The organism is Amycolatopsis orientalis, assembly GCF_000943515.2.
Classification (GTDB): domain Bacteria; phylum Actinomycetota; class Actinomycetes; order Mycobacteriales; family Pseudonocardiaceae; genus Amycolatopsis; species Amycolatopsis orientalis.
The window spans coordinates 4,965,770-4,978,557 of sequence record NZ_CP016174.1; the positions used below are offsets into that span (position 1 = coordinate 4,965,770).

General features: G+C 69.9%; 9 protein-coding genes. 4 read left to right on the forward strand and 5 right to left on the reverse strand.

The genetic code is table 11. The features are described 5' to 3' along the window. Position 1: 1 nt before the first annotated feature. Positions 2 to 946, forward strand: coding sequence for a helix-turn-helix domain-containing protein (locus SD37_RS21740; RefSeq protein WP_044856452.1), 945 nt, complete (start codon positions 2 to 4; stop codon positions 944 to 946). A 76-nt stretch (positions 947 to 1,022) separates the two neighbouring features. Further along, the gene (locus SD37_RS21745) at positions 1,023 to 2,849 is read left to right on the forward strand and encodes a fibronectin type III domain-containing protein (protein ID WP_065912921.1); all 1,827 of its coding nucleotides are present in this window, start codon (positions 1,023 to 1,025) and stop codon (positions 2,847 to 2,849) included. 51 nt (positions 2,850 to 2,900) lie between these two features. On the opposite strand, the gene SD37_RS21750 is transcribed toward SD37_RS21745, so the two are convergent. Beyond that, positions 2,901 to 3,752, reverse strand: a complete 852-nt coding sequence (locus SD37_RS21750; protein WP_256376512.1) for a maleylpyruvate isomerase N-terminal domain-containing protein — start codon at positions 3,750 to 3,752, stop codon at positions 2,901 to 2,903. A 219-nt stretch (positions 3,753 to 3,971) separates the two neighbouring features. On the opposite strand from SD37_RS21750, the gene SD37_RS21755 reads away from it, so the two are divergent. Continuing rightward, complete coding sequence (locus tag SD37_RS21755) at positions 3,972 to 5,420, forward strand: DHA2 family efflux MFS transporter permease subunit (RefSeq protein ID WP_044856454.1); 1,449 nt, start codon at positions 3,972 to 3,974, stop codon at positions 5,418 to 5,420. A 27-nt stretch (positions 5,421 to 5,447) separates the two neighbouring features. Here SD37_RS21755 and SD37_RS21760 read toward each other — a convergent pair whose 3' ends face one another. Genes SD37_RS21760 through SD37_RS21770 form a run of 3 tightly spaced genes read right to left on the reverse strand, consistent with a single transcriptional unit; the run spans position 5,448 to position 8,697 of the window. Further along, positions 5,448 to 6,575 carry an acyltransferase family protein gene (locus SD37_RS21760; protein WP_044856455.1) on the reverse strand — a complete coding sequence of 376 codons (1,128 nt, stop codon included), beginning with the start codon at positions 6,573 to 6,575 and terminating at the stop codon, positions 5,448 to 5,450. Between the two features lie 57 nt (positions 6,576 to 6,632). Continuing rightward, a complete protein-coding gene (locus SD37_RS21765; protein WP_044856456.1) occupies positions 6,633 to 8,027 on the reverse strand; it encodes an ATP-binding protein in 1,395 nt (464 codons plus the stop codon). Beyond that, positions 8,020 to 8,697 (reverse strand): response regulator transcription factor, encoded by a 678-nt coding sequence (locus tag SD37_RS21770; RefSeq protein ID WP_044856457.1) that lies wholly within the window; start codon positions 8,695 to 8,697, stop codon positions 8,020 to 8,022. The genes SD37_RS21765 and SD37_RS21770 overlap by 8 nt, the downstream gene beginning before the upstream one ends. Positions 8,698 to 8,964: 267 nt before the next feature. Here SD37_RS21770 and SD37_RS21775 point away from each other — a divergent pair, with 267 nt between their 5' ends. Next, the gene (locus SD37_RS21775; RefSeq protein ID WP_044856458.1) at positions 8,965 to 10,710 is read left to right on the forward strand and encodes a glycoside hydrolase family 6 protein; all 1,746 of its coding nucleotides are present in this window, start codon (positions 8,965 to 8,967) and stop codon (positions 10,708 to 10,710) included. Positions 10,711 to 10,769: 59 nt separating this feature from the next. On the opposite strand, the gene SD37_RS21780 is transcribed toward SD37_RS21775, so the two are convergent. Then, positions 10,770 to 12,767 carry an RICIN domain-containing protein gene (locus SD37_RS21780; protein ID WP_044856459.1) on the reverse strand — a complete coding sequence of 666 codons (1,998 nt, stop codon included), beginning with the start codon at positions 12,765 to 12,767 and terminating at the stop codon, positions 10,770 to 10,772. Positions 12,768 to 12,788: the final 21 nt, after the last annotated feature.

Here is a 12,788-nt window from a genome sequence, read left to right on the forward strand (position 1 = left end):
GGTGAAATCCGGCCGAGCGGAATCCCGGCCCGAGTTCGAACGGTTGCTGCGCGACGGCCCCTTCGCCGACGCGCTGCGCGAGGCCATCCGGGCACGCGGCCTCAGTCTGGAACGCCTGCGCGATCACTTGCGCGCCCGCGGTGTCTCGATCACCGCGGCCACCCTCAGCTACTGGCAGTCCGGGCGCAGCCGTCCGGAGCGCCGGGATTCCGTCCTCGCCCTGCGCCATCTGGAGCAGGTGCTGGCGGTCCCGCCCGGCAGCCTGACCGCGTTGCTCGGCCCGCCGCGCGCCCGCGGCCGGTGGCCGGCCCGTGCCGACGACCCGCCGGAGATCGGCCGGTTCTGGCCGGACCGGACCCGGATCGACGCGGCCGTCAGCGAAGTCGACACCCGGTGGGACGAAAGACTGACGAGGATCAGCCAGCACGACGTCGTCTTCGTCGGTCCGGGGCAGGAGGAACTCGCGTTCCGGTCGCGGCAGGTGCTGCGCGCCGAGGCCGACGGCCCGGACCGGTGGGTGATGATCGTCCACATCGACGAGCACGACCGGCCGCTGCCGCGGGTGACCTCATTGCGGGGCTGCCGTCCCGGCCGGAGCGTCCACCGTCCCGAAGACGGTCTTCTCGTGATGGAACTGCTCTTCGAACGACCGCTCGCCAAAGGCGAAACGGTCATCACCGAACACGCACTGGAGAACAGCGCGCCGTTCCCGCACGCGACGAACTACGAACGCAAATTCCGCCTTCCGGCGCGGGAATACGTGCTCGAGGTCCGGTTCTCCCCCGATGTGCTCCCGGCACGCTGCCGCCGCTATTCCGAACAGGACGGACAGCCCGCCGAGTGGACTGAAGTCTTGCCGAGCGCGGATTCCGTGCACGGCGTCGCCCTGAACTTCGGCCCCGGCCGGTTCGGCTTCGAGTGGGACTGGCCCGTTCTTAATTGTTAACGACTCGCGGGCCTACAATTCCACGAGGACGGCGAATTACCGTCGGCGCACCTGCTTTTCGATTCGAGGAGTGCGCATGCGACGGCACAACGGAGTGCTTTCCTATTTGAGCATCGTGGCCTTGGCCGCGTTGGGCTTCGGCCCGGCGGCCCACGCGGCTTCACCACCGGACAGGGCCCATCCCGATGCCGAGGTGCGCGGCGTGGCCGCCGCGTTCGGCCTGACCGTCTCCGAGGCGAAGTCCCAGCTCGCCGACCAGGACGAGGCCCACCGGCTGGCCGCGTCACTCCCCGCCGGTCTGCGCGCCCGCTCGGCCGGGCAGTGGTTCGACGCCGCCACCGGCAAGCTGACCTTGGCCGTCACCACCGCCGCCGACGCCGACGCGGCGCGCGCGGCCGGTGCCGAACCGCGGCTGGTGTCCCGCGGCAAGGCCGACCTCGACCGGACCGACGACGCCGTCCGCGCGCTCGTCGGCGACGGTGTCCCGGGCGTGTTCGGCTGGGGTGTCGACGTCCGGAACAACGAGGTCGGCGTCTCGGTCGATCGATCGCGCAAGACCGCCGACACCGAGCTTTTCCTTGCCAGGGCAAGGGATCTCGGCGTGCGGATCACCGAAACCGGCTCGTCGCCCCGGCAGCAGTCGGGCACGATCCACACCGGCGACCCGTGGTGGCCGGGCAGCGAGTCCAACTGTTCGGTCGGCTTCGGCGCGACCGATTCCTCCGGCGGCAAGCACTTCCTGACCGCCGGGCACTGCACGAACGATCGCGACCAGGCCGCCTATGGCGCGTCCGGCCAGCAGAACCGGATCGGCACGTCGAACGTCGGCGGGACACGCAGCGTCAACGCCCGCGAGGGCGACATGGGCGTGGTCGCGGTGACGCAGTCCGGCTGGGAACTCTCGGCGGCGGTCAACACCTGGGGCGACCCCGCCGTCACCGTCACCGGTTCGGCCGAGGCGATGGTCGGCGACCGGGTCTGTCACTCCGGAAACACTTCGCACTGGAAGTGCGGCGAAGTGAAGTACACGCACAAGTCCGTCGACTACGGCGGCGGGCTGATCATCGAAGACCTGACCTGGACGACGGCGTGTTCACTCGGCGGCGACTCGGGCGGCGGCTGGCTGCTCGGCACCAAGGCGGTCGGCCTGCACGACGGCGGCCCTTCGAAATGCGTCGAGAACCCCAGCGACGGCGACATGTCCCTCTTCCAGCCGGTGATCGAAGCGCTGAACAAATGGAACCTCACCCTGGTGACCGGCGACGGCGGCGGCGACACGACGGCGCCGAGCGCGCCCGGCAACGCGCGCTCCACCGGTACGACGTCGACCAGCGTCTCGCTGGCCTGGGACGCGGCCACGGACAACGTCGGAGTCACCGGTTACGACATCTACAACGGCTCGACACCGGCCACCTCCACGACCGGGACCAGCGCCACCGTGACCGGTCTCAGCCCCGACACCGCCTACAGCTTCACGGTCAAGGCGCGGGACGCGGCGGGGAACGTGTCGCCCGCGAGCGGTGTCGTGTCCGTCCGGACGCAGCCCGGCGACGGTGGCGGCCGGACGCTGAGCAACGGCACCGACTTCGCGATCCGGGACTACCAGCAGGTGTTCAGCCCGGTGACCTCGACGCGCACCGGACAGGCCGCGAGCCCGCTCGCGGTTTCGGTGACGATCCGGCACACCTGCGCCGAGGACCTCGGCGTCTCGCTCGTGGACCCGGCGGGCAGGACCTATCCGCTCAAGTACAGCGGCGGTTCGGTGTGCACGACCTGGAGCGGCGCGCGGACGTTCTCGGTGCCCGGCGTGTCGTCACCGGCGGGCGGCAAATGGCAACTGCGTGTCACCGACTACGGCCCCGGTGACACCGGGGTCCTCGATACCTGGTCGCTGACGCTCTAAAGCCTCGTGAGTGGTAATGACGGTTCTAACCGTCATTACCACTCACGAGACTCAGGGCAGCCGGACCACGCGCAGGAACGCGGGCAGCAGCCAGGGCCGGGGGCCGCCGATGACGATCTTGCGCGTCAGCGCGGAACGCACCTTGCCGACCCGGTGGAACAACATCAGGTTCAGCGACGCCGGATCGAAGGAGATCCGCGCGTCGACCGGGCCGCCGGGCTCCTCGACGGTGACCCGGCCCCGATGCAGCACCAGCACGACCGGAGCCGTGTACGCCGACCGGAAGGCCACCGCGATCCGCCGGTCCCGTGGCGGTTCGCCGGTGTCGAGCAGCCGCCCGATGTCCTGGCTCAGCACGCCCACCAGGAAGAGATCGAAGAACAAGGCCGCGTCGGCAGGCGGGATGGTCCACGGCAGCTTGAGCGCCCGGGCGATGTCCCAGCCGTGGATCTGCAGCTCGTTGACCAGATGCGCGAGGACGCCCGCCAGCGGCACCTTCGAGTCCCCGAGCCAGGGCAGCGGGGTCGCCGGGTCGGCGTCCTCGGTCACTCGCAGCACTTCCTCGATGTCAGCGAGCAACCCTGACACCAGTACGCCGAGGTCGCGTTCGGGAAAATCCTTCAGCACCATGGCGTTCAGCACGGAAACCGTGTCCACAGTGGTCTTCGCGACCTGCCCCTGCCCGCGGGCGCCCAGCAGCGGGGCCTCGTCCGGCCGCGCCAGCGACACGTACATCTTCGCGATCAACGCGACGTGGGCGACGGTGTCGGCCACGGTCCACTCCGCGGTGACCCTCGCGTCCGGATCCGGAACGCCGCTCACCATGTCGGCGAAACGCGCTCCCGTCACCCGATAGGCTCGCCGCACCGATCGCCATCGTTCCGCCGTGATCTCAGTGGTCACCGCCCGATTTTATCTTGGTACGACGGGAAATCCGTTCCTCTCCCGTGCGGACCGGCCGTCCGCTCCGCGCGAAGTGGCCGTACTCACTACGGAAATCGACGTGACACGCACCGACCGGCACAGGCAGACTGAACCCACACCAATCTCGCCTTCGCTGTCACCGTTGACGGCACCGAAGGCGGCCCAACGCGGACCGCGGCCTCCAGGAGCCCCACACAGATGACCGAAACCCTGCCCGAAACCTCCCACGACCAGGAAAGGGCACCGGCGCGCGCCGGGCTCCTGATCGGGGTGCTGGTCCTTTCCGCGTTCGTGATGATCCTGAACGAGACCATCCTGAGCGTCGCGCTGCGCGACCTGACCGTCGACCTCAAGGTCCCGACCACCACCGTGCAGTGGCTGACCAGCGGCTTCCTGCTCACCATGGCGGTCGTCATCCCGACCACCGGGTTCCTGCTCGAACGGTTCACCCCGCGCCAGGTCTTCCTCGCCTCGCTGACCCTGTTCAGCACCGGCACCCTGGTCAGCGCGCTCGCGCCGGGCTTCGCGCTCCTGCTGACCGGCCGGGTCATCCAGGCCTGCGGTACCGCGGTGATGCTGCCGCTGCTGATGACCACGGTGATGCGCCTGGTGCCGGTGGAGAAACGCGGCGCCACGATGGGCACGATCACGATCGTCATCGCGGTCGCCCCCGCCATCGGCCCCACCATCGGCGGTGCCGTGCTCTCCTCGCTCGGCTGGCGCTGGATGTTCTGGATCGTGCTGCCGCTCGCGCTCGCCGCCCTGGTGGTCGGCATGCTGCAGCTGCGGTTGGACAGCGACACCCGCAAGGTGCCGCTGGACGTGCTTTCGGTGATCCTTTCCGCCCTCGGGTTCGGCGGCGTGCTGTACGGCCTTTCGGTGTCCGGCGAGTCCGCGGGCGGGCATCAGCCGGTGCCGCCGTGGGCGCCGATCGCGGTCGGCGTCGTGGCGCTCGCGGTGTTCACCTGGCGCCAGTTGCGCCTGCAGAAGGAAGACCGCGCGCTGCTGGACCTGCGCCCGTTCACCCACCGCAGTTTCGTCGTCTCGCTGGTACTGACGGCGCTGCTGTTCATGTGCCTGCTCGGCGCCGCGGCGATCCTGCTCCCGCTGTACCTGCAGACCGTCCTGCACACCAGCACCTTCGTCAGCGGGCTCGCGGTGCTTCCCGGCGGCCTGGTCCTCGGGTTGCTCGGCCGTCCGGTCGGCGCGCTGTACGACCGCTTCGGTCCCCGGCCCCTGGTCATCCCCGGCGCGGCCGCGATGGCGGCCTCGATGTGGCTGTTCGCCCTGCTCGGCCCGGGCTCTCCGCTGGTCGCGGTCATCGCCATCCACGTCGTCCTCATGGGCGGGCTCGGCCTCATGATGACGCCGCTGATGACCGAATCCCTCGGTTCGCTGCCCGAGCACCTCTATTCACACGGCAGCGCGATCCTCGCCACCCTTCAGCAGCTCGCCGGCGCGCTCGGCACCGCCCTGTTCATCGCGGTGGCCACGGCGAGCACGACCACCGCGGGGGCGGCCAGCCCCGACTCCGCGGGCATCCGCACCACGTTCATGGTCGCCGGTTGTGTCGGACTGGCCGCGTTCGCCGGCTCGTTGTTCGTCAAGAAGAGCGCCGGTGCGGGCGCGGCGACCGCGCACCACTGACCGCGCCCCACTTACGACGGGATCCGCTCACCTCGCGCCCGCCGTGGCCTCCACCGGAGGCTCGGCGGGCGCGCGTCGTTCGATCACCTTCCGGCCATAGGCGATGGCGGGCTGTTCGACCCACCGGCGCAGGGCGCAGGCGAACAGCAGGGCGACCGCCGTGGTCGCGGCGGCCTTGGCGAGCCCGCTGGGCAGCAGCCAGCCGGTCACCCCGGCGGCGCCGGTCTGGGCGAGGTAGAGCGCGTACGAGCGGTCGCCGACGAAGGTCATCGCCCTGCTCGCGAGCAGGGCCCGGACCGGCCCGGGCGAAACGACGGCCACGAGCAGCAGCGCCGAACCCGCCGCGTAGACCGGGACCACGAACTGCCAATACCCGCCCAGTGCCTTCGTCAGCGGGCCCACGGAGAACTGCAGCACCACGAACCCGCAGCCGATCACGAGGGCGGCGACGGGACTGGTCAGTGGCCGCAGGAGGGCGAACCCCCGCGGATGATGGAGCGTCATCGCCAGCAGGCAGCCGATGACCAGCGAGCAGTAATGCACCGAGAGACTCGCCCAGGTGTGCGACGGCGCCAGCGGCAGCGCGAACAGCACCACGCCGAGGACGGCCGACGCGCCGAGCAGCAGGCGCAGCGCCGTCCTCCCGCTCCGCGCGAACGACGTGAGCACCAGCAGCGCGGGCCAGACGAGGTAGAACTTCTCCTCCACGCCCAGCGACCACGAGGTCGGATAGGGCGTGTTGTAGTCGACGAGTTCGTTGCCGAAGACGAGGTAGTACGGCATGGCGTCGGCGAGCCTGCTGCTCCCGTAGGTGCCGCCGATCGTCACCGCGAGCGTGGTCAGTGCTAGGAGCAGGAAGTACACCGGCATGATCCGGAAGACGCGGCGGAGGTAGAACCCGCGCAGCGAGATCCGCCCGGCGCGGTCCTCCTCGCGCAGGGACAGCGTGGTGATCAGGAATCCGGACAGCACGAAGAACAACTGAACGGCGATCCAGCCCTGCAGGCCGTCGACGACGGGGCCGCCGTAGTGGAAGAACACGACGGCCACGGCGGCGAGCGCGCGCACCCCGGTGAGGCCGGGGAACCAGGACGAGGCCAGGTACTCGGCGTGGCCGAGCGGCCGCCACCAGGAGCGGCGTGAGGCGGGGAACATGACCCGTAGGTTCGGGCCCGGACGCTGAACCGAAGCTTAAGGAAGCTGAAGACGTCTTCAGCTTCGCGTTCCCGCCGACGGCAGGCGGACGACGAGGCGGGCGCCGCCGTCGTGATCGGCGACCTCGACGGTGCCACCATGGGCCTGGGCGATCTCGGCGACGATCGCCAGCCCGAGACCGGCACCGCCTTCGTCACGCGCACGTCCGTCGTCCAGCCGCACGAACCGGTCGAACACCCGCTCGCGGTCGGGGGCCGGGATACCGGGGCCGTCGTCGGTGACCGTCAGCAGGCAGCCGCCGTCCACTGTGGACACCGAGACCGTGACGCCGGTCCGGGTGTGGCGCTGCGCGTTGTCGACCAGGTTGCGGAGCAGGCGCTCCAGGCGTCCGCGATCGCCGGGCACCACCGGATCGCCCGCGATCTCGGCCCGTACCCCCTGCCGTCCGGAGAGACAGGACTCGACCACCTCCGACAGCCGTACCGGCGTGAGCCGTGCGGGTACGGCGTTGTCCAGCTTGCCGAGCAGCACGAGGTCGGCGACGAGATCCTGCAACCGGGTGATGTCGAGGAGCGCGCTGCGGCAGGCGTCGCGCCAGTCCAGCCGGTCCGGATGCGCGAGCAGGACCTCCAGCTGCGTCCGCAGCGAGGCCAGCGGCGTGCGGAGTTCATGCGACGCGTCAGAAGTGAACCGGCTCTGCCGGGTGACCGCGGTGTCCAGGCGCGCGAGCATCGTGTTCATCGTTTCCGCGAGCTTCGCGATCTCGTCGGCGCTGCCGGGGGCCGGCACGCGGCGGGAGAGATCGTGCGCGCCGATCTCCGCGACCTCGGCCCGGATCGCCTCCACCGGACGCAGCGCCCGGCGTACCGCGAGCCAGGCGACCACGCCGATCGCCACGGCGATCACCGGGACACCCACGAGCAAGGTCGTCCGCACCGCGTCGAGCGCCGCCTGACCGGATTCGTCGACCCTGGCGGCGGCGTAGATGTGGTATTTGCTGTCGCCGCTCGTATCCGCCGCGACGTGCACCCGGGTTTCGGTGATTTCGACGTTCCGGCCGAGGATCCATTGACAGCCGACGGATTCCTCCATCGCCAGATCGACGTCGCCGGGCCGGAGCACCGTCACGGAATCGCCGCGCTGGAATCCGTCGGCCGGGGCGATCGAGCCGTGCCGCAGACCGGGGCAGGTGATCAGCCGCCTGCCCGCCTGGTCGGTCACCTCGTAGGCGGAATCCCGCACGAGCAACCGCAGGTCGACGGGCTTGGCGCCGGTGTTGAGGACCTGGACGATCGCGGCCGCCCTGGCGCGCGCCACCTGCGCCGCGCCGTTCTCCAGCCGGTTCTGGGCATCGGCCACCAGCCAGGCCGACACCACCCCCAGCGCGATGAGCGAGGCCACGAACGCCGTCAGCGCGACCCGGAAACGCGTCGAGCGCACCGCGTCAGGCACCGGAGGTCACCACGTGGTACCCGGCGCCACGGACGGTGCGGATCGTCTCCGCCCCGAACGGCAGGTCGATCTTGCGCCGCAGCGCGCTCATGTGGACCTCCACCAGATTCGCGGTCGCCGACGCCGCGAAGTCCCAGAGGTTTTCGAGCAGTTCGGCCTTGGTCACCACTTCACCCTGCCGTTGCAGCAGATACGCCAGCAGCGCGAATTCCTTGGTGGTCAAGGGGATCACGTCGGTACCGCGGCGGCAGACGCGGCTCGCCTGGTCGAGTTCGAGGTCGCCGAGCCGCAGTGTGCCCGGGCGGGTCGCTCCCCCGCGCCGGATCAGCGCCCGCAGCCGGGAGAGGAGGACGCCGTAGGAGAACGGCTTCGGCAGGAAGTCGTCGGCGCCGGTGTCCAGCGCCTCGATCTCGTCGTCCTCACCGTCTTTGGCGGTCAGCATGAGGATCGGGGTGGTGTCGCCGCGTTCCCGCAGCCTGCGGCAGACGCGGTAGCCGTTGAGACCCGGCAGCATGATGTCGAGGATGATCGCGGAGTACGGGTGCTCGGCCGCGTACCAGAGCGCGTCACGGCCGTTGTGCGCGACGTCGACGGCATAGCCCTCGGCGCTCAGCCCGGCGCGCAGCGATTCGGCCAGCCGCCGCTCGTCCTCCACGAGCAAGATCCTCATCCGGTCACGATCCCATACGCCTCCGGCGACCCGCGGTCACCGCGCCGGGAAGTGCGCACCGGCCAGGCCCATCGGCGGTCAGGCCATCCGGGGGAAGCGCAGCCGCCGTCAGGACGAACCTTCCACCGGTCGGCTTAGTCCTTTCGTAGCCTTCTGGGAGCGATCCCACATTACGGACCGGCCGACCTTGTCATGTCCGGCTCGTCCGCTTACGGTCCTCGTGGGAGCGCTCCCATAAATCGGATTCCGGTCGCAAGGAGGCGACGCATGAGATTCCGCAGAAAGGGTGTTTCGGCACCCCTGGCCGTCACCGCGGTACTCGCGATGGTCGGGGTACCGGCGGTCTTGGGCTCAAGCGCCGAAGCGGCGCCCGGGTGCAAGGTCGACTACACGATCACCAACCAATGGGACACCGGTTTCGGGGCCACCGTGACCGTCACCAACCTCGGGGAACCGATCACCGGTGGCTGGACGCTGGAGTGGGACTTCCCCGGGAACCAGCGGGTACAGCAGGGCTGGAACGGGAACTTCGGCCAGCAGGGCACCCGCGTGACGGTCCGGGACGCGGGGTGGAACGGTTCGCTCGGCACCGGCGGCACCGCCTCCCCCGGCTTCAACGGAAGCTACTCCGGCACCAACGGGAAACCCGCGGTCTTCACCTTGAACGGCACCACCTGCACCGGCTCCACCACCCCGACGACGACCACCACCCCGACGACGTCCTCCCCCACCACCACGACCTCCACCCCGAACCCGGGTGGCCCCAAGGTGGACAACCCCTACGTCGGCGCCGGGGTGTACGTGAACCCGGACTGGTCGGCGAAGGCCGCCGCGGAACCGGGTGGCGCCAGGATCGCGAACCAGCCCACCGCCGTCTGGCTCGACCGCATCGCCGCCATCACGGGCACGACCAGCGGCCGGGGGTTGCGCGCCCATCTCGACGAGGCGGTCCGGCAGAGCGCAGGCAAACCGTTGGTCATCCAGCTGGTGATCTACAACCTGCCCGGCCGTGACTGCTCCGCGCTCGCCTCGAACGGCGAACTCAAGGCGAACGAACTCGGGCGGTACCAGACGGAGTACATCGACCCGATCGCCGCGATCCTCGCCGATCCGAAGTACTCGACGTTGCGGATCGTGAACGTGATCGAGCTCGACTCGCTGCCGAACCTGGTCACCAACGTGACGCCCCGCCCGACGGCCACCCCCGAATGCGACGTCATGAAGGCCAACGGGAACTACGTCAAGGGCGTCGGCCACGCGCTGGCGAAGTTCGGCCCGATCCCGAACGTCTACAACTACATCGACATCGGGCACCACGGCTGGCTCGGCTGGGACGACAACCTCGGCCCGTCCGCCGCGCTCATGGCCGAGGCCGCACGCACCTCCGGCAGCACGACGGCCAACGTGCACGGCTTCATCGCCAACGCCGCGAACTACGGTGCGCTCAAGGAGCCGTACTTCACCGTGAACGACAGTGTCGGCGGGACTTCGGTGCGGACGTCGAAGTGGGTCGACTGGAACCGCTACGTCGACGAACTGTCCTACGCCCAGGGATTCCGGCAGGAAGCCATCCGCGCCGGGTTCTCGGCGGACGTCGGCATGCTCATCGACACCTCCCGCAACGGCTGGGGCGGCGCCGCCCGGCCGACCGGCCCCGGGCCGTCCACCACGGTCGACGCCTACGTGAACGGCAGCCGGACGGATCGCCGCATCCACCTCGGCAACTGGTGCAACCAGGCGGGCGCGGGGCTCGGCGAACGCCCCAAGGCCGCGCCGGAACCCGGGATCGACGCCTACGTCTGGGTCAAGCCGCCGGGTGAGTCCGACGGTGCCAGCAAGGAGATCCCGAACACCGAAGGCAAGGGATTCGACCGGATGTGCGACCCGACGTACACCGGTAACCCGCGGAACCAGTACAACTTGTCCGGGGCGCTTCCCGACGCGCCGCTGTCCGGGCACTGGTTCTCCGCCCAGTTCCAGGAACTGATGAAGAACGCGTACCCGGCGCTCTAGGGGTGCGTCTCGTGAGTGGTAATGACGGTTCTAACCGTCATTACCACTCACGAGCGTTTTCAGCGCGCCAAGGCCTGCCACCGCTGGTTCGCGCCGTTGGTCGGCTGGTAGAGCCCGATCCGCGCACCGTCCTCACGGGACTCGCCGGTCACGTCGAGGAGCTGTCCCGTCCCCACGTTGACGAAGGCCCAGGTCCCGTCACCCGTGGTCGACATCATCCAGCGCGACGCGGGACCGTCCGTACCGGCCGGGGCCAGGGTCACCGCGCCACCCGCCGTGCTGAGCACCTGCCCGGTCCCGGCGTTCGAGATCGTGAACTGGTCCCGGTTCCCGTACCGGCCGGTGCGATCGGCCAGCGTCCAGCGCTGAGCCGCGGCGGAGGCGTCCGTCGTCCGCTGGACCAGCGCACCGTTCTCGGCGCTGAGCGACTTCCCGCTCTGCACACCGGAGAAGCCGAACGCCTTGCCCGAGCCGAGCCCGGTACCGGACGCGACCGAACCGACACCGTCGACCACGAAACTGGTCACCGACCGGGCCGGCACACGCAGCGTCGCCTTCTGGCCGCTGACCTTCACCGCCTTGCCCGTCCGGAGCGCGCCGCCGACGTCGGTCACCACCGGCGTCACCTTCGCCCCGGGCTGGATCCGCCCGAAGCCGGACAGGTCCAGGGTGACGTCCCGCTCGGTGTCGCCCCCGTTGACATGGACCACCGTCGCGAGGTTCTCCCCGCGCAGCGCGGCGGTGCTGGACGGGTCGTTCACGCCGATCAAGCGGTCACCCGGCTTGATGTAGTGGGTGAAGTTCCGCATGGTGTGGTACTTCGTGTTCGTCCTGATCGGACAGTTCGCGAGCGTGGCGTTCGCCGCGCAGTCGAACGGGATCTGGATCTCGCCCCAGTTCATCCCCTCCGGCCGTTCGCCGCCCGGCTTCATCGCGTTGTAGTCCTCGATCGGCTGCCAGCCGACCCACGCGTTCGGTTCCAGCTCGCGCAGGTCACCGGTGATCTGCCGGGCGAGGCCGAGGCCGGGGTCCATACTCGTGAAGTCCTGGCCGTCCTTCCAGCTGCCGCCGACCTCGCTCATCCACAGCGGTTTCGCCGCCGCCTTGGCCAGATCGCGCGGGATCGGCCGGTTACCGGTGCCGTAGGTGTGCACGTTGAGCCGCCCGGCGGCCGCGCGGGCTTCGGGCGACCAGCCGTTCCAGTCGGCGGCGAAGATGTCCGGATTGGTCTCGTCGGGCGCGGACACGATCGCCCGCGAACCGGCCGACGCCAGCGCCTTCGCCATCTCGGGGATCAGCCGCGACTGGACCGACGGCCCGATGTGCGCGCCTTCCTGTTTGCCACCGGTCGGGTTCCCGTCGGCGCCGAGGGTGGTCTTCCAGTAGTTCGTGTTGGGTTCGTTCAGCGGGTTGACCGAGGCGAACTTGATGCCGTGCGCCTGTTCCAGGGTCTTGGTGACCTTCGCCAGGTACGCGGTGAAGTCGCCGGCCTTCTCGGTCCGCAATTGCTCGTCGGTGGGGTTGAACCCGCCCGAGACATAACCCGACACCGTGTGGAAGTACGGCGGCGAGTTGCTGAACGCCTCCCAGCGCGTGACCCGGTGCTTGATCCGGTCGACCCACCAGCGCTGATTCGGGTCCGCGGCCGGATCGAACTCCGCGGGATCCCCCGGGGTCCACCAGTCCTTGTCCACGCGGGTCGTCCCGGCGGGTGCCTTCCACCAGCCGGGGACCGCGCCGCCGGGACGCAGATACGGCGGGACGTCCGGGGCGTTGCCGCCGCCGATGTTGAACCGGGCGATGGTGAAGTTCAGCCCGTCCTCACCGAACACCATGTCGGCCAGTTTGGTGCGGATCGGGTCGGGATAGCGCCCGGTCGCTTCGGCCATCCACGCGAGGCTCGCACCCCAGCCTTCGAAGGACTGATGGCGATAGGTGGGGTCGGGCCGGACGGTGATCGCGTCGGCCGCCGAGGCGGTCGCGACGGTCAGCCCGGTCACGGTCAGCGGTACACAGAGGAGGGTGAACAGACGGCGGAACGTGGTTCTCGAGTTCATCGGTGAACTGCCCTTCGTTCG

Excerpts from the sequence above, each read along its gene's own strand:
- SD37_RS21755 (WP_044856454.1), top strand. The coding sequence starts at position 3,972 with ATGACCGAAACCCTGCCCGAAACCTCCCACGACCAGGAAAGGGCACCG.
- SD37_RS21745 (WP_065912921.1), top strand. The coding sequence starts at position 1,023 with ATGCGACGGCACAACGGAGTGCTTTCCTATTTGAGCATCGTGGCCTTG.
- SD37_RS21760 (WP_044856455.1), bottom strand. The coding sequence starts at position 6,575 with ATGTTCCCCGCCTCACGCCGCTCCTGGTGGCGGCCGCTCGGCCACGCC.
- SD37_RS21775 (WP_044856458.1), top strand. The coding sequence starts at position 8,965 with ATGAGATTCCGCAGAAAGGGTGTTTCGGCACCCCTGGCCGTCACCGCG.
- SD37_RS21770 (WP_044856457.1), bottom strand. The coding sequence starts at position 8,697 with ATGAGGATCTTGCTCGTGGAGGACGAGCGGCGGCTGGCCGAATCGCTG.
- SD37_RS21780 (WP_044856459.1), bottom strand. The coding sequence starts at position 12,767 with ATGAACTCGAGAACCACGTTCCGCCGTCTGTTCACCCTCCTCTGTGTA.